The organism is Faecalispora jeddahensis, from assembly GCF_000577335.1.
GTDB lineage: Bacteria > Bacillota > Clostridia > Oscillospirales > Acutalibacteraceae > Faecalispora > Faecalispora jeddahensis.
Map to the genome: position 1 here is coordinate 54550 of NZ_CBYL010000011.1, position 26777 is coordinate 81326.

General features: G+C 52.1%; 29 protein-coding genes. 9 read left to right on the forward strand and 20 right to left on the reverse strand.

Annotated elements, in window-relative coordinates; genetic code table 11:
• Positions 1 to 74 precede the first annotated feature (74 nt).
• The 4 genes from TY09_RS06260 (at position 75) to TY09_RS06275 (ending at position 3869) form a co-directional block, all read left to right on the forward strand.
• Complete coding sequence (locus tag TY09_RS06260) at positions 75 to 506, forward strand: hypothetical protein (protein WP_009061219.1); 432 nt, start codon at positions 75 to 77, stop codon at positions 504 to 506.
• Between the two features lie 641 nt (positions 507 to 1147).
• Entirely contained in the window at positions 1148 to 2926 is a 1779-nt protein-coding gene (locus TY09_RS06265; RefSeq protein ID WP_042432054.1) for an ABC-F family ATP-binding cassette domain-containing protein, read from the forward strand.
• 17 nt (positions 2927 to 2943) lie between these two features.
• Entirely contained in the window at positions 2944 to 3240 is a 297-nt protein-coding gene (locus TY09_RS06270) for a GIY-YIG nuclease family protein (protein WP_042432057.1), read from the forward strand.
• Between the two features lie 35 nt (positions 3241 to 3275).
• Positions 3276 to 3869 carry an NUDIX hydrolase gene (locus tag TY09_RS06275; RefSeq protein WP_042432059.1) on the forward strand — a complete coding sequence of 198 codons (594 nt, stop codon included), beginning with the start codon at positions 3276 to 3278 and terminating at the stop codon, positions 3867 to 3869.
• A 162-nt stretch (positions 3870 to 4031) separates the two neighbouring features.
• On the opposite strand, the gene TY09_RS06280 is transcribed toward TY09_RS06275, so the two are convergent.
• Positions 4032 to 4595 carry a TetR/AcrR family transcriptional regulator gene (locus tag TY09_RS06280; protein ID WP_042432062.1) on the reverse strand — a complete coding sequence of 188 codons (564 nt, stop codon included), beginning with the start codon at positions 4593 to 4595 and terminating at the stop codon, positions 4032 to 4034.
• A gap of 182 nt (positions 4596 to 4777) precedes the next feature.
• Between TY09_RS06280 and TY09_RS06285 the strand changes: the two genes are divergently transcribed.
• The 3 genes from TY09_RS06285 to TY09_RS06295 all read left to right on the forward strand — a co-directional run bounded on the left by TY09_RS06285 (position 4778) and on the right by TY09_RS06295 (position 8741).
• A complete protein-coding gene (locus TY09_RS06285; RefSeq protein WP_042432064.1) occupies positions 4778 to 6649 on the forward strand; it encodes a heavy metal translocating P-type ATPase in 1872 nt (623 codons plus the stop codon).
• A gap of 230 nt (positions 6650 to 6879) precedes the next feature.
• The gene (locus TY09_RS06290) at positions 6880 to 7404 is read left to right on the forward strand and encodes a class I SAM-dependent methyltransferase (protein WP_042432128.1); all 525 of its coding nucleotides are present in this window, start codon (positions 6880 to 6882) and stop codon (positions 7402 to 7404) included.
• 209 nt (positions 7405 to 7613) lie between these two features.
• Positions 7614 to 8741 carry an HD domain-containing phosphohydrolase gene (locus tag TY09_RS06295; protein WP_042432067.1) on the forward strand — a complete coding sequence of 376 codons (1128 nt, stop codon included), beginning with the start codon at positions 7614 to 7616 and terminating at the stop codon, positions 8739 to 8741.
• Between the two features lie 233 nt (positions 8742 to 8974).
• Here TY09_RS06295 and TY09_RS17580 read toward each other — a convergent pair whose 3' ends face one another.
• From TY09_RS17580 to TY09_RS06340, 9 genes are all read right to left on the reverse strand, one after another.
• Complete coding sequence (locus TY09_RS17580; protein ID WP_052335565.1) at positions 8975 to 9718, reverse strand: L,D-transpeptidase; 744 nt, start codon at positions 9716 to 9718, stop codon at positions 8975 to 8977.
• 150 nt (positions 9719 to 9868) lie between these two features.
• Complete coding sequence (locus TY09_RS06305; protein ID WP_147584622.1) at positions 9869 to 10447, reverse strand: Ig-like domain-containing protein; 579 nt, start codon at positions 10445 to 10447, stop codon at positions 9869 to 9871.
• Positions 10341 to 11243, reverse strand: coding sequence for an ABC transporter ATP-binding protein (locus tag TY09_RS06310; protein ID WP_042432074.1), 903 nt, complete (start codon positions 11241 to 11243; stop codon positions 10341 to 10343). Before TY09_RS06310 ends, TY09_RS06305 begins: the two co-directional genes overlap by 107 nt.
• A gap of 21 nt (positions 11244 to 11264) precedes the next feature.
• The gene (locus TY09_RS06315) at positions 11265 to 12056 is read right to left on the reverse strand and encodes a hypothetical protein (protein ID WP_042432076.1); all 792 of its coding nucleotides are present in this window, start codon (positions 12054 to 12056) and stop codon (positions 11265 to 11267) included.
• A 15-nt stretch (positions 12057 to 12071) separates the two neighbouring features.
• Positions 12072 to 13469, reverse strand: coding sequence for an ABC transporter permease (locus TY09_RS06320; protein WP_326520094.1), 1398 nt, complete (start codon positions 13467 to 13469; stop codon positions 12072 to 12074).
• Positions 13466 to 15298: an efflux RND transporter periplasmic adaptor subunit gene (locus TY09_RS06325; protein WP_042432079.1), complete on the reverse strand. Its 1833-nt coding sequence runs from the start codon at positions 15296 to 15298 to the stop codon at positions 13466 to 13468. Before TY09_RS06325 ends, TY09_RS06320 begins: the two co-directional genes overlap by 4 nt.
• 340 nt (positions 15299 to 15638) lie before the next feature.
• Positions 15639 to 17012, reverse strand: a complete 1374-nt coding sequence (locus TY09_RS06330; RefSeq protein ID WP_187119583.1) for a sensor histidine kinase — start codon at positions 17010 to 17012, stop codon at positions 15639 to 15641.
• A gap of 17 nt (positions 17013 to 17029) precedes the next feature.
• The gene (locus tag TY09_RS06335; protein ID WP_009061259.1) at positions 17030 to 17707 is read right to left on the reverse strand and encodes a response regulator transcription factor; all 678 of its coding nucleotides are present in this window, start codon (positions 17705 to 17707) and stop codon (positions 17030 to 17032) included.
• Between the two features lie 100 nt (positions 17708 to 17807).
• On the reverse strand, positions 17808 to 18092 hold the full coding sequence (locus TY09_RS06340) for a DUF4491 family protein (RefSeq protein WP_042432085.1): 285 nt from the start codon (positions 18090 to 18092) through the stop codon (positions 17808 to 17810).
• A gap of 476 nt (positions 18093 to 18568) precedes the next feature.
• Between TY09_RS06340 and TY09_RS06345 the strand changes: the two genes are divergently transcribed.
• Entirely contained in the window at positions 18569 to 18805 is a 237-nt protein-coding gene (locus TY09_RS06345; RefSeq protein WP_042432087.1) for a hypothetical protein, read from the forward strand.
• Between the two features lie 64 nt (positions 18806 to 18869).
• Here TY09_RS06345 and TY09_RS06350 read toward each other — a convergent pair whose 3' ends face one another.
• The 5 genes from TY09_RS06350 to TY09_RS06370 all read right to left on the reverse strand — a co-directional run bounded on the left by TY09_RS06350 (position 18870) and on the right by TY09_RS06370 (position 22537).
• On the reverse strand, positions 18870 to 19232 hold the full coding sequence (locus TY09_RS06350; RefSeq protein ID WP_042432089.1) for a VOC family protein: 363 nt from the start codon (positions 19230 to 19232) through the stop codon (positions 18870 to 18872).
• Positions 19233 to 19534: 302 nt separating this feature from the next.
• On the reverse strand, positions 19535 to 19714 hold the full coding sequence (locus TY09_RS06355; protein ID WP_009061280.1) for a hypothetical protein: 180 nt from the start codon (positions 19712 to 19714) through the stop codon (positions 19535 to 19537).
• Complete coding sequence (locus TY09_RS06360; protein ID WP_042432091.1) at positions 19711 to 21570, reverse strand: heavy metal translocating P-type ATPase; 1860 nt, start codon at positions 21568 to 21570, stop codon at positions 19711 to 19713. Before TY09_RS06360 ends, TY09_RS06355 begins: the two co-directional genes overlap by 4 nt.
• Positions 21571 to 21691: 121 nt before the next feature.
• Positions 21692 to 21967, reverse strand: coding sequence for a metal-sensing transcriptional repressor (locus TY09_RS06365; protein ID WP_009061232.1), 276 nt, complete (start codon positions 21965 to 21967; stop codon positions 21692 to 21694).
• Between the two features lie 108 nt (positions 21968 to 22075).
• The gene (locus TY09_RS06370; RefSeq protein WP_042432094.1) at positions 22076 to 22537 is read right to left on the reverse strand and encodes a GNAT family N-acetyltransferase; all 462 of its coding nucleotides are present in this window, start codon (positions 22535 to 22537) and stop codon (positions 22076 to 22078) included.
• A 214-nt stretch (positions 22538 to 22751) separates the two neighbouring features.
• Between TY09_RS06370 and TY09_RS06375 the strand changes: the two genes are divergently transcribed.
• Complete coding sequence (locus TY09_RS06375) at positions 22752 to 22970, forward strand: helix-turn-helix domain-containing protein (protein ID WP_042432097.1); 219 nt, start codon at positions 22752 to 22754, stop codon at positions 22968 to 22970.
• Between the two features lie 207 nt (positions 22971 to 23177).
• Here the strand turns inward: TY09_RS06375 and TY09_RS06380 are convergent, their stop codons facing one another.
• From TY09_RS06380 to TY09_RS06400, 5 genes are all read right to left on the reverse strand, one after another.
• A complete protein-coding gene (locus tag TY09_RS06380) occupies positions 23178 to 23690 on the reverse strand; it encodes a folate family ECF transporter S component (protein ID WP_042432101.1) in 513 nt (170 codons plus the stop codon).
• 138 nt (positions 23691 to 23828) lie between these two features.
• Positions 23829 to 24650 (reverse strand): formate/nitrite transporter family protein, encoded by an 822-nt coding sequence (locus TY09_RS06385; protein ID WP_042432104.1) that lies wholly within the window; start codon positions 24648 to 24650, stop codon positions 23829 to 23831.
• Positions 24644 to 25507 carry a bifunctional 5,10-methylenetetrahydrofolate dehydrogenase/5,10-methenyltetrahydrofolate cyclohydrolase gene (locus TY09_RS06390; RefSeq protein ID WP_042432108.1) on the reverse strand — a complete coding sequence of 288 codons (864 nt, stop codon included), beginning with the start codon at positions 25505 to 25507 and terminating at the stop codon, positions 24644 to 24646. The genes TY09_RS06385 and TY09_RS06390 overlap by 7 nt, the downstream gene beginning before the upstream one ends.
• Before the next feature lie 2 nt (positions 25508 to 25509).
• Positions 25510 to 26142: a cyclodeaminase/cyclohydrolase family protein gene (locus TY09_RS06395; RefSeq protein WP_042432112.1), complete on the reverse strand. Its 633-nt coding sequence runs from the start codon at positions 26140 to 26142 to the stop codon at positions 25510 to 25512.
• Positions 26143 to 26221: 79 nt separating this feature from the next.
• Positions 26222 to 26777: formate--tetrahydrofolate ligase (locus tag TY09_RS06400; RefSeq protein ID WP_042432117.1), on the reverse strand; the 556-nt coding region annotated here is incomplete at its 5' end.

Sequence of the window (26777 nt, forward strand, 5' to 3'; positions counted from 1 at the left end):
AGTCAAGCCTTGTATCTGATAAAAATACCGAGTATAATTATTTTTTGTGTCATAAAAACGGAAGGATGAACGTAATGGACGAAATCAAGCAAATTTATTTTAGCGATAGTTATTCTGATTTTCTTCGCTATTGCGATCTTCACAGCTATAAATGGATGCGCGACCTTGTGAACTGTCGGTTTGAAGAACTGCCGGAGTTAATCCATATTTCCCCCGCATTGCTCAGCCGTATCAAAGCCGTGTATGTTCTTTATATGAAGAAACACCCGGAGTGTCTTGCCGGCGTAAAGCAGGTAAAAGCCAAAACGGCTTCCTCTATGGAAGATTTAAGAGACCGACTGCTCGTTGTTTTTCAGCAAAATGCAAATCAGCTGATCCGCATTTCGGATATCACCAAAGCGATTGGCAAGGGTGCAAAGCGCAGTGATATCATCCATGTGTTGGAACACCAAAAATGGTGCCGGATTGTGGACAACAACACATTTTTTTACGCCCCAACAGATTGAACTGTATGAACAGGAGAGCGCTTTCGCGCTCTTTTTTTATTGCAGTCTTTTTATCGCTAAGAGGAGCAGAACAGGACAGCTGCTGCTCCAACCATCTGTTGATGATTGAAAACCGGCGATCGGTGCACGGTAGATACGCGTTCGAATCTGTGCTATAATAACCTCACGGCATAAGCGAAAGCAAAGCTTTCGATGCCTGAGAGAGCATTGAAACATCAGCCTAAAGAAAAAACGCTTAGCAGTACTCTCTTTTTACGTCTGCTAGTTTGATGTTATAATAACCTCACGGCATAAGCGAAAGCAGAGCTTTCGATGCCTGAGAGAGCATTGAAACATCAGTCTGAAGAAAAAAACAGCTTGGAGTATATCCTCTTTTTCATGTCTTCCAGTTTGATGTTATAATAACTTCACGGCATAAGCGAAAGCAGAGCTTTCGATACCTGAGAGAGCATTGAAACAGGATAAGCCTCGTGTAGCTTCAACCATTTTGCAATAACAATGGCTTTGAGATTCCATCCTGTTATAATATTGAAAAATAGGAAAGCATGATGAACCCGTTCCGGGATGCCCGCTGAGAAAGATCATTCCGGGTTATCATCTTGCTGTTATCAATAGAATAGTCAATGAAAAAGGAGCAATCCATGCTACTGTCCGCAGAGAAAATTTCAAAAAATTATGGGATGAAGCAGCTGCTGCAGGATGTTTCGCTGTACCTGAACGAGGGGAACCGGGTCGGAATCATCGGGATCAACGGTACCGGGAAAAGCACCCTGCTGAAAATTCTGGCCGGTGTCGAGCCGCCGGATGAAGGCTCCATCGCCATGAACCCCAACATACAGTTGTCTTATCTCCCGCAGAATCCGCCCTTTCAGGATGACTACACCGTGTTGGAGCAGGTGTTTGCAGAGTTCCCCGCACAGTTCCGCGAGCTGAAGGAATATGAGGCAAAATCCATGCTGACGCGTCTTGGCATCACGGACTTTGATGCGAAAATGGGCACGTTATCCGGCGGGCAGAGAAAACGCGTGGCTCTGGCTACCGCGCTGATCCACCCCGCGGATATTCTGATTCTGGACGAGCCGACCAACCATCTGGACAGCGAAATGGTTGCATGGCTGGAGCAAAGACTCGTCCGCTTTAACGGCGGGCTCATCATGGTCACCCATGACAGGTATTTTCTGGAGAGAGTCGTCAACCACATTGTCGAGCTGTCTCACAGCAAGCTCTACACATTTGAGGCGAATTACTCAAAATACCTGGAGCTCAAAGCCCAGCGAGTTGAAATGGAAGCAGCCAGCGAACGCAAGCGGCAGGCGCTTTTGCGCAAGGAGTACCAATGGATCATGCGGGGCGCAAGGGCCCGCAGCACGAAAAGCCGCAGCCGGATCGACCGCTACGAAGCGCTCAGGGACCAAACCGCGCCGGAAACGGACGATACGGTTCAGCTGTCCCATTTATCGAGCCGACTGGGAAAAAAGATCATTGAGCTGTCACACATCACCAAAGCCTTCGATGGCCGTACGGTGATCCAGGATTTTTCTTACCTGATGGAACGGGAGGACCGGATCGGCATCGTCGGCAAAAACGGCGCCGGAAAATCCACGCTCTTAAATCTGATCGCGGGGCAGCTTCTGCCGGATGAGGGCACTGTAGACGTCGGACCCACCGTGAAAATCGGATATTTTTCACAGGAATCCCGAGAGCTTGACCCGAAGCAGAGGGTATACGACTTTATCTGCGAGGTTGCGGGTGAGATCAAAACCTCGGAGGGCACTTTTACCGCATCGCAGATGCTGGAGCGCTTTTTGTTTTCACCCGACCTGCAGTATTCCCTGATCGGCAGACTGAGCGGCGGCGAGCGCAGGCGCCTGTATCTTTTAAGCATTTTGATGGAGGCCCCGAACATTCTGCTGTTGGACGAGCCTACCAATGATCTGGATATTGAAACCCTGACCATTCTGGAGGATTATCTGGAATCCTTCTCCGGCCCTGTACTCGCGGTATCGCATGACCGCTATTTTCTGGACAAAATTGCAGATATGATTTTCGAGGTCAACGACGGCGGCAGCATTCTGCGGTACCCGGGGAATTACACCGACTATGACGAAAAGCGGAAAGAAATACAGCAGCCTGCCGCTAAAAAAGATTCTCCCGCCCCCAAAGAGATGCCCAAAAGGGCGCAAAAGCTGAAATTCTCTTTCAACGAGCAGCGGGAATTTGAAACCATAGAGGACGACATTGCGGCGCTGGAAACCAGAATCGCCGAATGCGAAGTAGAAATCGGTCAGTCTGCCAGTGATTACGTGCGCCTGCAGACCCTGATGGATCAAAAAGCAGAGCTGGAATCTGATCTGGAAGCAAAGACGGAGCGCTGGCTTTATCTGACGGAGCTGGCGGAGAAGATCGCCGCACAAAAATAGCTGCGGAGGAACACCGCATGGAGAGCGAAAAAGTCACGACATATTACACCTATATGCTGCGCTGTGCCGACAGCACCCTGTACAGCGGCTATACGACCGACCCATGCCGCCGTACAGCCCTGCATAACAGCGGGAAGGGTGCAAAGTACACCCGCTCCCGCAGGCCGGTGGAGCTGGTATTCGTGGAAAGCCATCTCACAAAAAGCGAAGCGCTGCAGCGCGAGGCAGCCCTGAAAAAACTCAGCCGGGCTCAAAAGCTGCTGCTGATTGAGCAGACCGGCAGCCGGACAGAGGCAGCCGATGCAAACGGATAAGAACGATACTTTAACACAAGGCGGCGAATACAAAAATGGAAATGCTGGATATTGTAGATGAAAACGGAACCCCTACCGGAGAAACTGTGGAACGGGAAGCGGCACATTTAAGCGGAATCCGCCACCGCACTTCTCATGTGTGGATTTTGCGGAAACGAAACAGCAAAACACAGGTGCTTTTGCAGAAAAGAAGCCTGAATAAAGATTCGCACCCGGGGTGCTACGACACATCGAGCGCCGGGCATATCCCCTCCGGAGAGGATTTTTTAGAGTCTTCTTTGAGAGAATTGAAGGAAGAGCTCGGTATCACCGCCGCCGCGGAAGAACTCATTTACTGCGGATGCTGCCGCTCCGAATACCACGGAGTATTCCATGGGCAGAGCTTTTGGGACAATCAGGTCAGCAACGTATACATTCTCTGGAGGGACATGGAGGAATCGGAACTCACCTTGCAGGAATCCGAAGTGGATTCCGTTCTGTGGATGGATTGGGACAAGTGTCTTGACATGGTCAGACACAAAAAGGCGCCGCACTGCATCCGGATCGATGAGCTGGAACTGGTTTTTTCCTCTGTTCCGCTCCTGGACGAAAGCGGCCAGCCGCCCGTTGAACCACTTTGGGAGCAATGAAATCCCGCATAGCTTTTGAAATACTGCCATATACAAAAGCAAGCCGGCCACACAAGGCCGGCTTGCTTTGTTTCATTTCCGGTACAGTAACCCTCGCCCTGCCCTTGCAAAACGCTTCTCTTTTTCATCCGCAGATACCAATCCCGGTCATCTGTTCCATCATTACATCACCGGGAGCGTCACCGATAAAAAGTACTTTGCCAGCTCTTCCGGCGACTGGCGCATATCGTTTTTGATCCACCACTGCACCATCCCGACAAAGCTGCCCGCAATATGGTTCACCAGAAATTCCTCCGGGACGATCTGATTTTTTCGCTTTACTCCGGCCAGAAGATGCTTCGTGATCAGCTCATTCAAATATTGCTTGAAAAAGCGCAGAAACAGCTCGCCGCTTTCACAGGATAATATCCCGATCACATTCTTTTTGTTATCCCGCAGATGGTACAGGATGTGCGTGATGAGCGATGCGGGGTCTCCGTTCGCCAAAGAAAAGTCGTGGGTGTTCTCCATATCCAGATGCTCTGAGAATACGTGATCGAACAGCTCGGTACACATCTCCCTGAGCAAATCGTCCTTGGTTTCAAAATGAGAATAAAAGGTGCTGCGCCCTACATTCGCCCGGTCGATGATCTCCTGTATCGTAATTTTAGTATAGCTTTTTGAGGATAGCAGCGTGCTGAACGCCTCAAAAATGGCTTCCCTTGTTTTTTGCTGCCGTCTGTCCATCGCTTCCTCCAGATGAATAAATTCCGTTATTTGTTCAGTAACGTACAACGACCATCATTTGTTTGTTGCCGCTTACCACATGTTGCTCTTATACTAATATCAAACAAATTGTTCGGTATTGTATTCATCGTACTGTTTTCTTATCTAGAAAGCAATACCATTTACCTGCGGAGGGAAGCATCATGTGGAAAACCATTCGGAACACCTTGATAGAGGAAGAAAAGCGGAATCTGACCTTTGTGATCATTTCCGGGATCGCGCTCCTTTTGAGCCTGACAAACGCATTGGGAGGCGTACTGCCGTTCGACATCGCTTGGGTTGCCATTGTCCTTTGCGGCATCCCCATTGTGATCGGCTCCGCTGCGGCGGTCATCCAAGAGCACGACATCAAAGCGGATGTGTTGGTTTCGATTGCGCTGGTCGCTTCCCTGTGCATCGGCGAATATTTTGCCGCGGGAGAAGTTGCGTTCATTATGGCGATCGGAACACTGCTGGAGGACGCGACCGCCCGCAAAGCACGCAAGGGGATCGAAAAGCTGATTCACCTGACCCCCAAAACGGCACGAATCCGGCAAAACGGAGAGACGAAGCTCATCCCGGCTGAGCAGGTGAAGGCTGGAGATATCCTGGTCGTTTTTGCCGGGGAGACCATCGCCTGCGACGGGGTTATCACCGCCGGGGAAACGACCGTCGACCAGTCCGTTATGACCGGGGAATCCATTCCTGCCGACAAGACGGCTGGCGACGAGGTCATCAGCGGGACGATCAACCAGTTCGGCACCTTTGAAATGCGGGCTACCAAAAACGGCAGCGACAGCTCTCTTCAGCGGATGATCCGGCTGGCCGAGGAGGCCGACGCCAACAAAGCGCCCATCGTCAGGCTGACCGACCGCTGGGCCACCTGGCTGGTGGTTGCCGCTCTCGGCATTGCGGGGGCGACATGGCTTTTTACCGGCGAGCTGATCCGCGCGGTCACGGTTCTGGTCGTGTTCTGCCCCTGCGCATTCATTCTCGCAACGCCTACCGCCGTGATGGCGGGCATCGGGAACGCCGCCAGATTCGGTATTCTGGTCCGCTCCGGGGAAGCGCTGCAGCGGTTTTCTGAGATCGATTCCGTCGCCTTCGATAAAACCGGCACGCTGACCCATGGCAGGCCGGCGGTAACGGGCATCAAAAGCTTTGACCCGGCTCTTTCTGCCGACGAGCTGCTCCGGCTGACCGCTTTGGCAGAGCAGCATTCTGAGCATCCGCTCGGAAAAGCGATTCTTGCCGAATACCTTCGCCGCGGCGGCGAAGCACACGAGGTACAGGATTTTGCGCTCACAGGCGGCATGGGCGTTCACGCGCTTGTGGATGGCCGCAGAATCCTGGCCGGGAAAGCGGACTTTTTAAAGAAGGAGGGCGCTCCCCTCCCCCCGGCGGCACACAAAGACGCAAACGACTTTTTGGAGCAGGGGGCGACCGTTGTATATGTGAGCATTGACGGCGCTTTCGCCGGATTCCTCGCGCTTGCGGACAGTCTGCGGCCCACCGCAAAGGACTTGATCGGGGAACTGAAAGCGGTCGGCATCCATTCGATCCTTTTAACCGGAGACAACGAAACCACGGCACGGCATATCGCCGCCCAGGCGGGGCTTGAGGAAGTAAGGCCCAACCTGCTGCCAGAAGAAAAGAGCAAGGCCATCCAGGCGTATCGGTCCGCGGGAAAAACGATCTGCATGATCGGCGACGGGGTCAACGACACACTCGCCCTGAAAACCGCCTTTGCGGGAATCGCGATGGGCGGCATCGGCAGCGACATCGCGGTGGAAGCGGCCGACGCGGTGCTCGTCGGCGACAATATCGAGCGGATTCCGTATCTTTTCCGGATGGCCAAAAAATCCATGAAGCGGATCAACTTTAATATTGCCGTGGCCATGACCTGGAATGTGATTGCCGTGTTCCTCTCGGCGGCCGGTGTGCTCAATCCCGTAACGGCCGCGCTGGTGCACAATGTCGGTTCCGTATTTGTCGTGATCAGCTCTGCTCTTTTGATCACAAACAGGGACAGATAAGTGAACAACTTATCCTGTAGTAATAAAAAGAAGGCGTGGAGCATTTTATCGGCTTCGGCTCTCTTTTTATGACCGTGAAAATTCCACGTTGAAACAAGGACAAATCCATGCTTAGGAATAAATTTTTTACTTTTTACCGGGCCGCAGGAAGAGATTGACAAAGAATGGTGACTTTTGTACTGTATGACTATCTGAAACAATGCTCTTTTGGGATGGAGGGAAGAGAAATAATGAAAGATTCAACGAACCGGGGCTTTTGGCAGCGTACGGCAAAGCTGTATGCGCCCTTTATGAAAAGCTCGGCTTCGCTTTATGACGCTATTTATACCCATTGCCTGCCCTACCTGACCCCGGAGATGGAGGTACTGGAACTGGCCTGCGGCAGCGGTCAGTTTTCTTTTCGTCTGGCGGAAAGGGTGCGGCAGTGGACGGCAACGGATTTCTCTGAAAAAATGGTCTTGGAGGCGCAGAAGAGAAGCGGCCCCCAAAGCCTGACCTTTGAGGTGCAGGACGCGACAAACCTGCCATACCCCGCAGAATCCTTTGACGCAGTATTGATCGCCAACGCCCTGCACATCATGCCGTCACCGGACAAGGCGCTCGAAGAGATTCACCGTGTGTTAAGACCCGGCGGAATGCTGCTTGCCCCCACCTTCCTCTGGAAAACGGGCATTCGACAGCAGCTTGGCACGCGGCTGATGGAGCTGGACGGCGGCGTCCGGCCCCTGTGCTGCCTGATTGCCCGAAAGAAATAATGGCCGAAGAGCAGTCTTGGCAATCGCCTAACCTGAATCCGGTTCCTCTAAAATTCATTGAAAACATAAAACTTTACGCATTTTGTTGAAATTGGGTATATCTGGTAATATAATGATAGTACACTCCCCAAAACATAAGCCGCTGTAACAGATGAAGAAGACGTTATTTGCTTGTATAGGAGATTTGCTCCGGATGTGAGGAGGAGAATATGGAAGCGATGCGAAACCAGACAGAACCCCTCAAAACCTCTCAATACATTCAAACCATGGAAAGGCTACTGCACGTCGTTCAGGAATTGTCCGCGGCACGCGACCTGGAGACGGTTATGGACATCGTGCGCCATTCGGTTCGCGATTTAACCGGTTCCGACGGCGCAACCTTTGTGCTGCGAGACCACGATTTTTGCTACTATGCGGAGGAGGACTCCATCTCTCCGTTATGGAAAGGCAATCGTTTCCCCATGCAGATATGCATCAGCGGATGGGTCATGCTGAACCGGATCCCCGCAATTATCGAGGACATCTACAGCGATCCCCGCATCCCGATCGATGTATATCAAAAGACTTACGTAAAAAGCCTTGCTATGGTGCCGATTAAAACGAATGATCCGATCGGGGCCATCGGCTGTTACTGGGCCGAAAAGCACAATGCAACGCCGGAGCAAATCAAGGTACTGCAGGTGCTGGCAGACACTGCCGCGATTGCGATGGACAACATCCATTATCAAGGCATCATCGCCGCAAAGGCCAAACAGCTGGAGGATGCAATTGACGGCACACTGCTGGCGATTGCCAATATGGTCGAGCAGAAGGATTTATACACCGCGGGCCACCAGAAGCGGGTTGCCCTGATCGGGCTGGCGGTTGCGGAAGAGCTGGGCTGGAGCCGGGAACGCTGTGAAAAGGTGTTCCGCGCGGGAGTCGTTCACGATATCGGGAAAATCGGAATCCCCAGCGAGCTGCTGTCCAAGCCCGCCAAGCTGACTGAAATTGAGTATGCTCTGATCAAAACGCATTCCGAGGCCGGGTACACCATCCTTAAGAATGTGCCTCTGCTCTCTGAGATTGCGCAGATCATCCTGCAGCATCACGAGCGCTACAACGGCAGCGGGTATCCCCACGGGCTGAAACAGGACGAGATTCTTCCCGAAGCGCAGATTCTGGCTGTGGCGGACGTATTTGAATCCATGATCTCGCACAGGCCCTACCGGCCTGCGCTGGGCATTGACGCAGCCATTGATGAATTGGTTCAAAACAAAGGGATTCTCTACCACCCGGATATTGTGGACGCCATTGTGCATCTTGTGAAGGACAAGGGGTATCAGATACCGGAATAAGCAGCTTGACCGCAAAGTTCACGTCTGTAAAAAACCACAGAACAAGGTTCGCTCTCACAGCAGCTAGCTCTCTTTGCCTTGCCTGCTCCATCCCGGAATCAGATAGAAAAAGCCCCGCCGACCAGCATCATCTTAGCTGGTCAGCGGGGACTTTTCATGCGCTTTCACAGAGGTATTCGGACTTCCCGAATAGACGGCGATCCCTTTTTTTATCGGGTAAGCGTGTCCCAAAATCAATTGATCCAGATCGTGGTTTTGCGGGGGATGGTCCGATAAAACCACTGGGCTTCCGCAACTGCAATCCGCACGCACCCGTGCGAAGCGCGCTTGCCAACGGTATAATCAGAAACCTTGTTATGTAAATACGGCAAGGAATGGATCATATAATCCCCGCTGTAAGACACATAGTATTTTGCGCCCTCCCGATTATAGGAGCCAAAGGATTCCCCATAGCTCATCGGGGTAAACGTGCCGCGCAGCGTTGGGTTTACGTTCTTGCCGGTGGCGCAGGAAATCGATTTGACGAGCTTCCAGTTTTTCTGGCTGCCGGTGAACACATTGAGCATCTGGCGGTCGATGTCTACCCACACAAAGTAGCCCGAACCGCTCGAAAAGCCCATCTGGTTCACATAATACACAAGCTCCTCATCGGTAAGCCTGTCCGTATTCGTTTCCGGGTCCGGCGGAATGGAGAGCGATGTCCCTTTGACCCACGCCGTCCGTTTCCCGATTTTCACCAGATACTTTTGCCCGCCGTTGATATCCCGAAGGATTTCGACCTGGGCTCCGGCCCAAACCTCGTTATCTTTTGTTTTCATCGTTCCATATAGGATTGACGGCTTCACCAGCGCCATGACGTCGCGTGTTGGAACGAACGCACCTTTTGCTGTGGACGCATAGGAAAAGGGAGCGGTCAGAATGGCCAGCAGAAGAATCACCGTACACAAGAGTGCTTTTGTTCCCTTTCTTTGCTTCATAAAATCCCCTTTCCTTGTCGCCTGCAGAAGCATGGAGTTTTCCGGGCGCCGATCCCGCCCATTCTTATTATTTTTATTCTACCGGAAAAGAAAGGCAAAGTAAAGAAGGGAAAATAGCAGAAAGAGCCGATCGAAAAGATCGGCTCTTTCTTATGTCACCAGCACTCCAATGCTGGCGCAGTATTTATCTGTTGGGTCTACCGCGTAAATGGTCGCCGTTCCTGGGCCGACCGCGATGATTTCGCCCGTATTGCTGGTCACCTGCGCGACCGCTTCGTTGGAGGAAACCCAAAGCAGCGTATTGGCTGCAACAGAAATGCCGTTTTTCTGAATTCCAGAGACAGTACTCGTCATCCCTTTCTGAATCGAAATCGGAACCGTGCTGGCAAAGGTCAGGCCGATTTTCGACGCGTCGATGCTCGTGGAACCCTGCGACTGGCCCGAAACCGTGATCGGAACCGACACGCTGATCCAGCCGGACTCCACGCTGGTCTGGTACCAATAGCTGACCGCTGTCTCCCCTTCAGAAATAGCCGAAATCACCACGCGATTCTGGCTGTCGATGGAAGCCACCGCGATGCTCTGGTCGCCGGTCTCCAGATTCAGAATACCGGAATACACATCACTGATGTAGCTTGTGTTTTCCGGCAGCGTAACTCTCGCCAGCGTCTTTACTGCCGACGCCTGTTCTGAGCTGGCCAGCGCGGGCGACGAAATGCCGACTGCCAACAGTATAGCGCCTGCCAGGCACAGAAGGTTTTTCCAATGGAATTTCTTGATTTTCATCCAATTCTCCTTTCTGAACAGGTGCTTTGTCGGGGAGTTCTTTTTCCCCCGCCCGCTCTTCCTGTCCGTCCTCATACAATTCTCCGTCAATGATATGAACGATCCGCTTGGCATGCTGCGCAACGCTCAAATCATGCGTGATCATCACGATGGTATTCCCCATGGAATTGAGTTCACCGAACAATTTGAGCACCTCCTGGCCGGTCGCGCGATCCAGCGCGCCGGTGGGCTCGTCGGCCAAAAGAAGCTCCGGGGTTCCCACCAGCGCGCGGGCAATCGCGGCACGCTGCTGCTGGCCGCCCGAAAGCTCGTTTGGCTTATGCCCCACCCGGTCGCTCATCCCCAGCATGTTCAGCTTCTCCATCGAAAGCTCTTCCGCGTGTTTTCGGGGAATGCCGCGAATCAGCAGGGGCATCATGGTGTTGAGCAGAACCGAGTACTTTTGAATCAGGTGATATTTCTGAAAAATAAATCCGATTTTCTCGTTGCGCAATCTGGTAAGCTGAGCGTCGTTGAGCTGGCCGACCGCGCACCCTGTCAGGCAATATTCCCCCTCCTGAAAGCGATCCATGCAGCCGATCACATTCATCAATGTGCTTTTTCCGGAACCGGACGGGCCAAGAATCGCCAGGTAATCCCCGTTCATGACCTCCAGAGAGATATTCTTGAGCACCCTCAGCTCACTCTCCCCCTGATGATAGCTCTTGCTCAGGTTTTCAATTTTTATGATTGGCTCCAAACCGTCACCCCCGGCTGTATGTTATTTGGAGAGCACCCGAACCGCGGTAATGGTCTGCGTGCCGTCGCTCCCGGTTTTTTCTGTGATCTGCAGAATCATTCCGACCGTGATGCTGGAATAGTCTTTGCCGGAACTGGCTCTGCTCGCGGACTGCGCGGCGCTCCCCTGCTTTGTACCGGAGGAGGACTGCCTGCTCTGCGACGCGCCGCTTTGTGTGGGCATACCGCCGCCGTTCCCCGCGTTGCCGCCATTCTCCCGGTTACCGCCATTTCCGCCGGGCATCCCGCCGCCCTCCGGCATTCCTGCTCCCATGCCGGAACCGGAAAGTGTGAGCCCGACCGGAACCAGAACTGTTTTGGTTTCACCCGTAAGAGTGATCGAAACCTCTCGGCTGGCTCTCTTTTCTCCCGAAGCGGACTGTGACGATCCGGAAGCCGCTCCCGATTCAGCGGGCGGCATCATCCCGGAGGCTGAACCGGATTCGTTGGGGCTGCGGCGTTCTGGCCGGCTGCCGGACGGAGCAGAGCCGGTTCCGGAAGCGTTCTCGTCCCATTTCATACGCTCTCCGCTCGGCATGGCCCCCTGGCCCGCGCCCTCTACTGTGCCAAGCTCCAGCGTAACCTGATTACCCGTGATCGCCGTCACCTTACCGGCATAAACGGTTTCCCCGTCGGAAGAAGAAGAGGTTTGCGCCCCGCCGGACGAATCCTTCTCCTCTGAATTGCTGGTATTCCCCGCGCACCCGGCCAGAGCAGCCGCGAACACGGCAAGCGCCAGAGCGCCCGCCAAAACCGCTTTCGATTGTTTTACCATGATGATCTCCTCCTTTTATTCCTGAGAAAGCGCTTCAATCGGCATTAAGGATGCAGCCTTCCATGCCGGATAAAAGCCGAAAACCGTACCTGTAACGACCGCAAACAGCATGGAGTACACTCCGCTGACGGCCAGCGGTTCGATGGTCATGCCGGTCAGGCGCAGCAAAGGAACCATTAAAAAGCCCAGCACAACGCCGACCACACCGCCGAACACGCTGATAAAATTCGCCTCGGAAAGGAACTGGAGCAAAATTTCACGCTTAGAGCATCCCAGGGCTTTCAGAATCCCGATTTCCTGCGTGCGCTCCTTTACGGAAACAAACAGCACGTTCATAATGCCGATGCCGCCGACTAAAAACACAATGCACGCGACCGCAACCAGCAGCATCGACAGCGTGTTCGCGGAAGCCGTGGCGGCCTCCATACTGCTGCCGGCATCGGTTATTTTAAAGTTCGCGTTCTCGTGATCTTCCTGCAGCACGGTGTTGATGTTCGTCATCACATCCGAAACATCGTTCACATCTTCCGCAATCGCTGTAATTTCGGGGCTCGCGTCATTGCCGAATACATACTTTACCGCGGTGGAATAGGGAATGAAAATGGAATCATCCGGACTTGTGCCGGACGAAACCGTGCCCATTGAGCTGAGCACACCGACGATTTCATACGTCTTTCCCTCCAGCGCGATGCTCTCGCCATAGGCGGCATAAGCGCTGCCGTAAATTTCCTGCGCTTTGGCATAGCCGATCACGGCAATCTTTGATTTATCCGTTTCATCATCGTCCGAAATAAAACTGCCCTGCAGCAGCTCCAGATTGGTGATTTCCTGATAATTGGAGAGAACGCCGACAACGGTCTCGTCTGTTTCTTCGGTGAGGTTCCCGCCCTCGGCGGATGCCGTGCCGCTCGCATAAATGGTGAGCATCGAAATCCCCGGAACCAGATCCGAAATATTCTGCAAGTCTTCCTCAGACAGCTTCACGCTCTGCCTGCCTCCGCCCATGCTGCCGCCGGAGAAACCACCGGCTCCTCCGCCGATACGGACACTGCCACCGCCACCGCCGCCTCTGACAGTGAAGCCACCACCGGGCATGGTACCGCCGCCGGGCATTGCACCGCCTCCACCGCCAGGCATCCCGCCGCCGGGAAAGCCGCCCATCATCTGATCCTGCATATCGGCCTGCGTGCTGACGGCAACATTAATGGAACCCGCGTTCAGGTTCTTGAACTGATTCTGAACATCCACTTCACCGCCGTGGCCGATGGCAATTACCAGCACAATGGTGGCGGAGCCAACGATAATCCCCAGTGAGGTCAGCATTACCTTAAACTTGCTTTCCATGATGTTGATCCACACCAGACGAAGGATTTCTGAAAAACGCATTCCGCCCTTTCCTGCTTCCCGGCTCATTTCGCCGTCACCGCGCTTTCTGTCAGGACGGTCTCACCTTCCTCCAGGCCGCTTAAAACGGCGACGCTCGTTCCGTTGCTGAATCCGGTGACGATGGTGCGCTTTTCGGGGTTCCCGTCGCTGCCCTTCACCAGAACACTGGAAACGCCGTTTTCAAACTTGACCGCCCGATTCGGAACGTACAGAACATCCTTCGCGCTCCCCTGAATCAATGTGGCTTCGCCGCTCATCCCCGTATAAATTTTCCCGGAGACGGTATTGGTACCCGTCATTCGTACGGTGACGGTATACGTAACGGAGGAAGAGCCGCTGCGGGCCGGTTCCGCCGTAATGCTCTCGACCAGAGCGTCGAAAGACTGATCCTCATAAGCGGAAAGCTGAATGGAAGCCGCCTGCCCCACCTCCACGCTGGTGATGTCGTCCTCAGACACCGAAACGGAGAGAGAGACCGAACCCGAGCGGGAAATGGTCATCATGGCCTGATTCGCTGTTACGCTGTCGCCGTCTTTGTAGGTTACCGTTGCGACGATGCCGTCGCAGGGGCTTGTGATGATGCCGACATTGTTCATCGCGCTGTTGATGTTGTCGATCTTGTTTTGCAGGGTGTCGCAGCTTTCCTGCTGTGTGGTCACCGCCTGCTCCAGTTGGCTGACCGTCAGATCGTACGCCGCGCCCGCATTGGAGGCTGTATTCAGATCGCTCTTTTCCTTGGTCAGCGCGTCAAGGGAAGAAATCTGCGCCGTTTTCTGCGCTTTTTTCAGATTGTATTCCGCGGTTTTCACGTCGGCCTGCAGCTGTGTCACTTGATCCGCAAGCTCTTTTGCCGAAACGCTCTCATCATCGTCACTGCTGACATGATATTTATCATTAAAGGTATCCTTATATTTGTTATAGGCCGTGGTGTAGTTGGAATACTCTGCCGTATACTGCGCCACCTTGTTTTCTAAAATCGTCTGCTGGCTGATGATACTGCCGGCCGCTTTGCTGTAATAGGTCTCGGCAATCTCTTCCGCTTCGTCATACGCATCTTTGAGATCGTCCTCATCGTCACTTTCGGTATACTTGGCCTGCAGCCACGCTGTTTTCGCAGACTCTGCGGCGGATTTCAGCGAGTCGTACCGGTCAATGACCGATTTGTAATCCTTTTCGTATTGTGTCAGCTGCGTTTGATAGCTGGTCTTGGCAGTTTCGGCATCATCCATCCACTTTTCCAGCTGATTCAGCTTTGCGTAATCTGCGGAAAAGGTCTTTTGCAGCGACTGATATTCCGCCAGGGATTCCTGCTTTTCTTTCAGCGACGATTCCGCGGAGGTAATATCATTTTGCAGCTGTTCTTCCGTCAGCTGCCGGGTAACCGGCGCCGTTTGAGACAGGTATTTGCTGGATTCATATGTAATTTTCGCTTCCTCCAGCTTCGACTTCTGATCGCCCAGGGCCTCCTGCAAAGAGAGCTTTGCCTCCTCCAGCTTCTGGCGGGTTTCCAGGCTCCCTTCCGAAACGCTGTTCAAATCCAATTGAATCAGCGCGTCTCCTTTTTTCACGGTGGTGCCCGATTTGACCAGCACCTTCGCGATCTCGCTGTCTACCGGAAAGGTGATCGATTCGGAATCGAGCGAAACGGTTCCGGATTCTGAAACGCCTACGGTAACATCCCCTGTTGTCACGGTGGATTCCCGGTAAGAAACCGTCTTTTCCGCAGACTGAGCGCTCCGCCAGACGGTAAACCAAACAGCGCCGCCGGTGATAACCACCACGCTCAGGCACACGATGACTGCCAATTTTTTGTGCGCCGCGGCAAACTGACCGAGGAACTTCAGCTTTTCTACCATGGTAATCCTCCCAAACAATCAAAAAATGCCCTGAAAAAGGAATGGAATCTTTTCCAGAAATACAAGCAAATTTATCCTAACGAAAGATTATGAGAAAAGAATAACCCCAGAATTAGAATCACATGAAAAAGCCTCTCCCGCATGGGAGAGGCTTTGGTTGATCGAAAAATAATAGGGCGCCGAAAACTGCACAAAGCAAGGCGGCAAAGGAAGGCACATCCCTAAAATTTGCGGGTGCCGCTCCCCTGCGGGCATACAGCAGCACAGGAAGCAAAATTTAGAAACGATGTTGCGGCTTCGCCGCTTTTCCGACGGCCTGAAAACGCCGGGCACAGAACGTTCAGGCGGGCAGGCAGAGCTGCCGGCTGATCAGGATATGAAATTCTGTTCCATGGTCGGGAATACTGCTGACCCGGATCTCTCCGCCGTGGCGCTCTACGATCCACTTGACGATAGAAAGCCCCAGGCCGGTTCCCCCTGCCTGACGGGAACGGGCTTCATCAGCTTTGTAAAAGCGGTCAAAAATATAAGGGAGATCCTTCTCTTCGATGCCGATCCCCGTGTCTGCGACAGAAAGGCATACCTGTGTTCCCTCGGCCCGGCAGGACAGCGTGATCGTGCCGCCCGGCGGCGTATATTTCATGCTGTTTTCCACAATCGCCCGCACTGCCTGTAAAATCAGCGCACGGTCGGCCGTCAGCGTTACCCCGGGCTCGATCTGCTCGCACAGCGTGTGGCTGTCGTCAATCAGGCGGGTCTCCTTTGTAATCTGACTCATCAGCTCACTGACATTGAACAGCTCGGGATTGATCGCCTGCGTCTGCTGATCCACCCGGGCCAAAAACAGCAGGCGCTCCACGAGCTGCTGCATGTTGTCGGTTTCTTCGATAATCTTTGTCACGGATTCCTCCAGCACGACGGGGTCTTCACTGCCCCAGCGGCGCAGCAGATTCGCATAGCCCGAAATGACGGAAAGCGGCGTGCGCAGCTCGTGTGAAGCATCCGAAACAAAGCGGTTCTGCTTGCGGTAAGCCTCTTCCAGACGATCCAGCATTTCGTTAAAGGTTCTGGCCAGCTCATCAAGCTCATCGTTCGAGTTTCCCTCGTCGATGCGCACGCTCAGATCACTCGCGGTAATGGAGCGCGCGGTCTGCGTCATGACATAAACGGGATGCAGCAGCTTCTTCGTGCTGAGCGAGCCGAGCAGGATCGCCGCGATGAGCAAACCGGCCAGCGCAAACGCATACGCGATGCCGATCCCGCCCTCAAACGGCACGTTTGCATATTCGGTGCTCACCACCTTGATCATCAGGTGCAAATCCGGCCGGTCGATCCGGCGCACAGTCTGCATTTTTTCAGAAACATCCGTAATTTCTTCGCCAAAGCGCACCATCTCGTGCGTGCGCACGTCCGATATTTCGATCATGGTTTTGCTGAACTGTGCGAACTCTTCAAAATCAAACAACTGCCCTGCGGGGCTTTGCAGCCTGCTGACCACAAAGGACATCGTCCGCTCCAGTTCCTCCGAATGGGCGGAATACGAAACAAAAGCGGCGCTCATCACAGAGGCCGCAATCACCAAAACGATTCCGAACATGACAACATAGACCATCGCTGTTTTGAAAACGATGGACGCCTTACACCTTTTCAGAAAAGACAGAAACGAACTGAGCGATTTTTTTACGCCTTTCAACACAACTTTTTGATGATTCAAAGGCGAATCGTCTTTCTTCATAATCGAATAATATACCCAACCCCACGAATAGTATGGATGAACTCCTTATGAAAGCGATAATCAATTTTGGTGCGAAGATAGCGGATATAAACATCCACCAGATTTGTTTGGCCGCGAAAGTCGTATCCCCACACCTGCTCCATCAGCAAATCGCGCGAGCACACCATGTTGCGGTGCTCCACCAGATAAGCCAGCAGATCGAATTCCCGCCGGGTAAGGGAAACCGGCTCGCCGCAGCAAAATACCTCGCGGCTGTTTTTATTGATGGTGAGGCTTTCGGTTTCAACCAACGCATCGCCCTTCTGTAGGGCTGCCGGGCGGAGCACCGCCCGCATGCGGGCCAGCAGCTCTTCAATGGCGAAGGGCTTTGTCACATAATCCGCCGCCCCTTCGTCCAGGCCGTGTACCTTGTCCATCACCGAGTCGCGCGCGGTCAGCAGGATCACCGGCGTCTGGCATTCCGTGCGCAGCTGCCGCAGAACCTCCAGCCCGTTAATCGCCGGAAGCATGACGTCCAGCAGAATCAGATCGAACGACTCGTCCTGCGCCCTGCGCAGACCGAACAATCCATCGTATTCCTTTTCTACCAAATATCCCTCATGCTGAAGCTCCAGCTCCAACACCCGAACAATATTGGGGTCATCCTCAATGATCAAAACCTTTTGCTTTGACATGCTTCTCCCGCCCTATCTCAAAATAATTCCAATTTTATCCTACCGTGAATTTATGAGAAAAATATAGCAGAATCATGAAGATACCATGAGAAAGACACGATTACTTTTGATCGCGCTTCGGGTTACGCGGAGCCCAGCCCTTCTCCACTCTTTTTTCCTGCTCAAAAAGCTCCTTTACGCTCCAGAAACAGCAGAAGCCCGCCATGCCCAGAATGGAAGATACAAACTGATTCCCCACAAAATACGCCCCCGCCAGACAAAGGGTCCCCGCCAAAAGGAACACCGGAAAAATGCGTTTGGTAAAATGATACTCCGCCTTTCTGACAATGGGGTGGAAAAGCCCAATCAGAAGAAACGAACAAAAGCCGACTAAAATCCCCTGCATGATATAATAATCCTTTCCATCTGGAATTCAATTCCAGTTTATTATATCATATATAATTCAGATAGCTTAAGAAGATTCCTTCCGCTTTGAGGTTATTATATCATAAATTTGAAGCTAACTTCATCAAACACCATTCAAATAACCGGAATCACAAAGCGAATAATTCAATGTTCTCTCAGCCGCCAAAAGCTTTGCTTTCGCCTATTCTGTGAGGTTATTATATCATAGATTCGAAAAAGCGCCTACAAAAAAGCTGCCCAAGTGGCCGGAGCCAGAAAGCAGATGATTCCATGCTCTTTCAGCCACCAAAAACTTTGCTTTCGCCTGTGGCGTAAAGTTATTTTATGCGCACCGGATGCCCCAGCTTTGGGCAGAACAGGCCGGCGACGGTGGAAGAGACAATTCACAAAAAAGCAAGGAAGAATTTTACAGCCCGGCTGGAACGGTGTATAATGATCCCCGGGTGAGGTGATAACATGGATTTACCAGGTCTGTTATATTATCAAAACGGCGGAGTATACAAAGGGAGCGCAGGCAAGACGCGGTACAAAATCGAACCCGCAAACGATATGCTGGTTACCTACGTATGGTATAGCCCGTACTGTTTTGAAAAGTCTGAGATCGGGGAGCAGTCTGAATTTGAACTGAGCGAAGACGGACGAACTGCGATGATCGAATGGCTGACAGAAAAAATAAAGACCACCGGGCAATAAAAAAACACCCTCGTCGGTTCTGCCGATCAGGGTGTTCTTTTACGGTAGGCGATAAAATTTACTTTTAATGATCGTTCTCTATCAACTGGATGGAGACTCCATTCGGGTCTTTGACAAAAAAGAAGGTGCAGCCCGGCACTTTGGTTGGCCCGCCGAAAACAGGAATGTTTTTGGATTTGACCAGAGCCAGTGTATCCGCAAGCGATTTCACCTCAAACCCAAGTGAAATTCCGTTGAGGTCATCACTTGTCGGTCTCCCGTTTTTCAGAAGCTCCACCTCAAAGCCGCGATCGTCCTTTAAAAAAGCGATCTCCGTATCCGGTGAAGGGGAAAAGCGCCGCGCCACAGAAAGGCCGATTACTTCCTCATAAAACGCCACGGATTCCTCCAGTTGATCCGTCGTAATGGTGCACCAGCAGCAGTTCATCGATTCATTCTTCCTTTCATTTTGTAATTTCCAGCATATAATTAACTTTCAGTATAATTGTATTCTTTCAATTTGTAAAGTGCCAAGTAAAGATACCCTTCCACATAAAACACGCCTCGCGTTATAGATGAAAAGGGCATTTTTGCGCTCACCTATGTATCTCATAACCTCAAAATAAAGGTCCCGGAAACCAGCGCCGGCTGGATTCCGGGACCTTTATTTTGAAAGTATTCGCGCGATAGAAATCGCCCATAGAATTGTGGAACAGCGCAATCACAAAGCAGTCAGCTTTAGCCTGGTAATCAAAACACAAATTTTGTGAGAAGAGCCACGGCCACCAGTACAGAACCCAGAATAGAGACCACCCGATAAATTTTTACCGAATCCGGGTCGTCCTTTTCTTTCCGCAGGTAAACGATACCGGCAGAAAGCATCCCTGCACCGACAATCAGAAACAACGCGAATAAAAGCCATTCTTTCATTTTATTTTCCTCCATTTCAGTAATAGCGAAGAATGAATAATAACAGCAACAGAACCGGCATTGTGCACCAACGCGCCAATCATCGGGGTAAGAACACCCGTAATCGCAAGCGCGATGGCTGCAAAGTTCAAAGCCATGGATGCGGCAAGATTGATTTTGATGGTGCGCATTGTCTTTTGGGAAAGCCGCAGAAGGTGAGGAATTTCTTTGATATCGTCGCTCACCAGCACAATATCGGCCGCATCGATGGCGATATCGCTGCCGACGCCGCCCATGGCGATACCGACAAAGGCTGCCTTGAGCGCCGGCGCGTCATTGATGCCGTCGCCCACCATGCACACCGGCTCCCCCGCTTTCTGGTAAGCATGGATTTCTTCCAGCTTATTTTCCGGCAGGCAATCCGCCCGCACATCACGAAGGCCGGCGCTTGCGGCAATATGAGAAGCTGCCGGCGCCGCATCCCCTGTCAGCAGCACGGTCCGGACTCCGGCTTGATGAATCGCGTCTATCGTCTGTGCGGCATCCGGGCGCAGAGTATCTGACAAGGCGATCATCCCGATGGCTCTTGGATGCTCTGCAATATAAATCACGGTGCAGCCGTCTCTTTTCGCATTTTCAGACAGACTCAAGAGCGCCTCCGGCATTGTGACCTTTCTCTCTGCCATCAGGGCCTCGTTCCCTGCCAGAAGCTTTCGGCCAGTTACCTGGGCGGCAACACCGCGCCCTGCCAGCAGTTCAAATGTCTCCGGCTGTTCCGGCAGAGCGCCGTACTTCTGCCGATAGTGCGCAACGATGGCCTTCCCCAATGGGTGCTCGGAGCGCAATTCTGAGGAAGCCACCAGAGCCAGAAGCGCCTTCTCCCCCAGTGCGTCATCTATGCTATGTATTTGTGTGACCGCGGGCTTTCCGTAGGTTAAAGTGCCGGTCTTATCAAAAGCGATGCGCTTTACCTGCGACAGCCTCTCCAGCGCATCCCCCTCACGAACCAAAATTCCGAACCTTGTTGCGTTGCCGATCCCGGCCATAATAGCGGTGGGGGTAGCCAGCACCAGAGCGCAGGGGCAGAATACAACCAGAATGGTCACGGAGCGTATGATTTCCCCAGTGGCAAACCAGGTAGCAGCGGCGGCCAGCAGCGCAATTGCAACAATCCAGGTTGCCCAGCGGTCAGCAATTCCAACGATTTTTGCCTTCCCCGCGTCAGCGGATTCCACCAGACGTATCATACGCTGCAACGAGCTGTCCGCACCGACCTTTTGGGCTGCCATATCAAAGGTCCCGAATTGATTCACGGTACCGCTGAACACCTCGTCTCCCTCCTCTTTATCTACAGGGAGAGATTCCCCCGTCATCACAGATTGATCGACAGAGGTTTTACCTTTGAGGATCACTCCGTCCACAGCGACGGTTTCTCCAGCCAATACGCGCAGGGTATTCCCGATTTTCACCTGCTCCGCAGGGATCATCTCCTCTGTGCCGTCCCGCACCACGCGGGCCGTGGCAGGTGTCAGGCGAACCAGCTTTTCAATGCCTGCACGGGCCTTTGCCACGGTGCGCTCTTCCAAATATGCTCCGACAGCCATAATAAAGGCCACTTCCCCGGCAGCAAAGATTTCTCCGATTACGATAGAGGCAATTAGCGCAATCGACACCAGGACATCCGCTTTTATATCAAACTCTGTAACCAGCCCGACAATTGCTCCCTTCACAATGGGAGTTCCGCACAGCAAAATAGCGACCCAAACCGGATCAACCGGCAGATTCCCAATCTGAAAAAAGCCAATGACCAGCGAACAGGCGGACAACAACAAGAAAAACACCGTTCGCTTCTCTTCCTTTTTTACAAGGTCTATCAAATCATCACCCTCTTTTATACCTATACCCCTATATGTATATTATACCCCTGGGGGTATAGAGTGTCAATAAAAAAACAGCGGCTTTTTGAAAAACCGCTGTTCTGTATTCTGAAAATTTTTCTTATGACATTCTGGAAAAATGCTCTACCGCCTTGGCAAAATCCGCGATGGTTTTATCTGCGTCGCCATGCTCAATCCCCTCACGGACACAATGGTTCAGGTGGCCTTCCAGAACGACCTGGCCAACTTTCTGCAATGCTCCCTTTGCCGCATTGATCTGAACGAGAACATCTTCGCAGGGTACATCCTCATCTATCATTTTATCAATGGCTTTTACCTGGCCCATGATCTTGCTCAATCGCCTGTGCAGGTTTTCGGAATCCATACATTGCCGCATTGTTCTGCCTCCTTTATACCCCATGGGGTATAAAATATTTTATCATGTTTTATTCGTACCGTCAACTGACAGCAGCGCTGATTTGAGAAAAGAACCTGCTCTGCAAAATTATAATGAAAGGCTTAAAAAGTGGGTATCTTTTAAAGGGCTTTCATAATAAGGAGCAATTTCTACAAATCCCAGGCTCTGATAAAGCGCCCTGGCCTCTTCCATCGCAGACAGCGTATCCAGCAAAATGGCCTGATAGCCGATGAACTGTGCTTCCAGAATGACTTTTTCTGAAAGCAGTCTTCCTATTTTGCAGCCGCGGAATTGATCGCGGACGTACAATCGTTTCATCTCGCCGCGTTTTTCATCAAACCTTCGTAAGGCAATACACCCGGCTGAAATTCCATCAACAGATGCCATATATAACCTGCCAAATGGTCTGGAATATTTCCCCGGCAAATTTGACAGCTCTTCCTGGTAGCTTTGAAAGGTCAGATCGATCCCGATCAAAGCAACATACTCATGAAAAAGAATTTTAATCTCTTCTATACTATCATAGGCTTCTTTTATTTCAATACGCATTCGGAACCTCTATCAAATAAAATCTTAATGAGTATTGTACTATAAAAAACGAAAGAAGTCGATTCTCAGCAACCGACTTCTTTCTATAAAAATATAATATTGTAACGATTGTATTAAGCATTTACTTAGTACTAATAAGTACTGCAAAAGACATCATATTACTATTCCATGCTAAAGTTGATAGTACAAAACAGTACTGCGCGGAGGGGATTTTATGTATTCTCCCAGAATAAAAGATCTGAGAATCGATAAAGATTTATTGCAGAAAGATGTTGCAGAAGTACTTGGAATCAGTCAAACTGTTTATTCACGATATGAGAGAGGCTTTCAGACTATACCAGTAGAGCATTTGATTACATTGGCAAATTATTATAATACTTCAACAGACTACATTTTAGGCAGAACGAAAAATTTGAAAGCCTATGCCAGATAAAAGGAAAAGTGCGGAATAGATATCTATTCCGCACTTTTCCTTTTTTGTCTTTTGCAGGATAACTTTTCCAGTCAAAGCACTGGCGTTCCAGGCTTTCTGTCCGGATTATGGCATTCACAAAGCTGATTTTAAAGCAAAGCATTTTTCTTTTTGCAGAGCAATTCGAATACAGATTCTACATTATGGAAGAACATGTCGGTAAGAACATCATACAATCGCCTTCTTCCAATCATGGTTCAGCGCTTTGCTCATCAATCGAATCATGATGATCTGAATCGGGATCAAAATCGCGCACTGCACGATACGAACCACCAGCAGGGCGCTGAAAGGGGAATGGTACATCACAGAAATCCACAGGGTGTTTAACAGAAGGCTCAGCACCAGCTGATTCACTGCCACGGCCCCGATTACCCTCATCATGCTTTGGCTCTTGTGGAGAAAAAGGCCAAATACGATTCCGGTGAGAAAGGCCGTCAGCGTGAAGCCCGGAAAATAAGCGCCGATCGGAAACAAAAGAGCCCCGATCAAATCACCCAGCGCGGCCACGATTCCCGCCTGCAGCGGCCCCAACAGCAGCGCGGCCACCACAACGGGCAGAAACGAAAAACCGATTTTGATATTCCATGCGGAAATGGAGAAAAAGCGGGAAAGCACCACCTCTGTGGAAATCAGGACTCCCAACAGTACAATTGCCTCCGTATTCCATTTCATCTTTTGCATTTTAAAATCCTCCCTTTGTGCCAGCCGCCACATCAGGAGAACGCTTCTCTTTCTTGTGGCGGCGGATGCGGGTACCGCAACATGAAGCCCTAGCCTCTTTGTCCCAACTTCCCGCTCAGCGGTGCTTGACGCGCTGGCCTACTCTGTGATTTGTTCTTTTTTATGATTCGCTGCCCATATCAGTGCTGCAAAAGCAACGCCGCCGATCAAATTCCCGATCGTAACCGGCAGTAAATTGTGAAGCAGGAATCCGTTCCAGGTCAAAGCGGAGAGATTCACCCCCGCTACCGAGGCCAATTCAGAATAATCCGGATTCGAAAGGGCGAACAGCCCGGCAGAAATATAATACATATTTGCCACACAATGCTCAAAACCACACACCACGAAAAAGCAGACCGGACCAAACGCCCCTGCGGCACGCCCCGCCACATCTTTCGCGCAGAGCGCGCACATGACGCCGATGCAAACCAGAATATTGCACAGAATCCCCAGCACAACGGCACTTTCAAAGGAAAGAGAACATTTGGCTGCCGCAACTTTCATGGTATAAACAGCTAAATGACCGCCGGAAAGATTCATCTGCCCGCTGAAACAATATGCCGCAGCAAGGGCGATTGCGCCAATCAAATTCCCAAGATAAACGAGACCCAGATTTCGAAGCATTGCGCCGATCCGAATCTGACGGGAGAGTGCGGGCATGATGAGAAAGCAGTTGCCGGTAAATAATTCAGCGCCTGTCAGAATGACCGCAATCAAACCAAACGGGAACAAAAGGCCGCCAATCACCTTCGCCGCAGATACATTCGCCATGCTGTGAACCGCCACATTGGTGACGGCGCTTCCCATTCCGATCAGAAAACCCGCGAGGATTCCCAAAAGCAGCAGCCTGAACGTCGGGGAATTTGCCTTTTTCCCGCCAATTGCCGTATAGCTTTCTACAAAATCGGAAGAGTTCAGCATGACTTTGTCATTCTCCTCTTCTCCGCCGCTTCTACGATATGCTTCGCGAGGATGGAGGTAGTGACCGTGCCTACCCCGCCCGGAACCGGAGTAAACGCTTCGGCCGCCGCATCCGCCGCGTCGGGGTCAACATCCCCGTGCAGCTTTCCGTCCTCCCCAACCGTAACGCCTACGTCCAGAATAATTTGCCCGGGAGAAAGGCAGTCACTGTTCAGCAGCGCGCGAACTCCTGCGGCGGCGATAATGATTTCGGCCCGGCGGCATTCGGACGGAAGATCAACGGTGTCGATGTGACATAGCGTAACGGTGGCTCCGCGCGCCAGCAGCATCATTGCCACCGGACGGCCGATCACCAAACTCGCGCCAACCACAACGGCGCGCTTCCCGCGCAGGGGAATGCTATTGTAATCCAGAATATCGATACAGGCCTGTGCGGTGCAGGGAGAAAAGCCGGAGCCTTTTCCGGTAAACACACCGCTCAGCGAGCCTGTTGTCAGGCCATCGATATCCTTTTCTGGAAGAAGCGCCTCGCAGACGGTCCGTTCATCGATGTGCCTGGGCAGAGGACGGAACAGCAGACAGCCGTGAATGTTTTCATCCTGATTGATTCGATCAATGACCTGCATCAGGTAATCCTGAGTACAGTCCTCCGCTAAAATATAATTTAAAACGTTGATCCCTACTTTTTCGCAGCGTTTTACCGCGCCGCGCTCATAGGCGACATCGCTGTCCTTCTTCCCGACACGGATCATCGCCAGAGTAGGGATGACTCCATCCGTTTTCAGAGCGCTCACGCGTTCTGACAGCTTTTCGCTCAAAGAGGCGGCAACGGGCGCGCCCTTTAAAATCCTTGCCATATTTATTCCACTCCCCGCAGGCGGCGCGTTACTTCCTCCGCAATCCGGTCCGCAATCCCGCTGTAAACGATCAACATCGCGTCCGCTTTTGCTTCTGTCTCCGCCGCCTGACTTTTGTCCGCCAGTGTTCTTGTGTTGACAAAAACATTCATGCCCGCGCTTTCCAGAGCCGCCTTACAGCACAGCGCGCCGCAGCCGATATCCGAAATCAGTGTTGCACTGCCCTTATCCATCATTTCTTTCAGCAAGTCAATGGCTTCGCAGCAGCATTCCATCATTTTCAAAGGAGCCTTGCAGGCATTCAGAGTCACTTCCTCCAGAAATTCCGCGCGCTTTGGATTCTCCTTCGGGATGGAATATGCCTTTGCGAGAGATTCAAAAACAGCGGCGTCTTCCTCCACCAAATCCAACAGACGGGCCTGAATGGCTTCTGCCTTTTTCAGCATGATTTTTATATCATACTCTGCCTCCGCATATTTTTTGCGGCCAACGGTCAGATTCCCGACCATGGAGCACAGCGCTATTCCCAGCGCTCCCACCAGGGCCGCGGCCCCGCCACCGCCGGGCACCGGCGCTCTGGACGCCAGAATCCCTGTAAAATCCAGACAGCTTTTTTCGATCAGTTTTTCGCCCATGATTTTCTTCCTTTGTTGAAGATTCAGGCGAGCCTGTGCGGAACATGCCCGCACAGGCCGGCCCGAAGGAGTATGTTTCTCAGAACAAACCGGAAATGCGGCCGTTTTCATCCACATCGATGTTCTCGGACGACGGCTTCTTCGGCAGGCCAGGCATCGTCATGACATCGCCGGTAAGAGCAACGATGAATCCGGCACCCGCGGATACCTTCAGGTTTTTGACCGCGATCTCGAAGCCTTCGGGAGCGCCCAGGGACTTCGCGTCATCGGTAAAGCTGTACTGTGTTTTCGCCATGCAGATCGGCAGGTTGCCAAAGCCAAGCTGCTCGAGCTGCTGCGCCTGCTTCACGGCCGGGCCGGTCAGAACAGCGCGGCTACCGTGGTACACTCTCTGTACGATCGCATTGAGCTTCTCTTTGATCGACAGCTCGGCATCGTACACATAGCTGAAGTTGTTCGGGGCCTCGCACAGACGAACGACCTCTTCCGCCAGCTCTACAGCACCGGCGCCGCCCTTTGCCCATACCTCGCTGAGAGCAACCTCAACGCCCAGCTCTTTGCACTTGCTGCGGATCAGGGTCAGCTCGGCTTCGGTATCGGTGGGGAAACGGTTGATGGCGACTACGCAGGGCAGA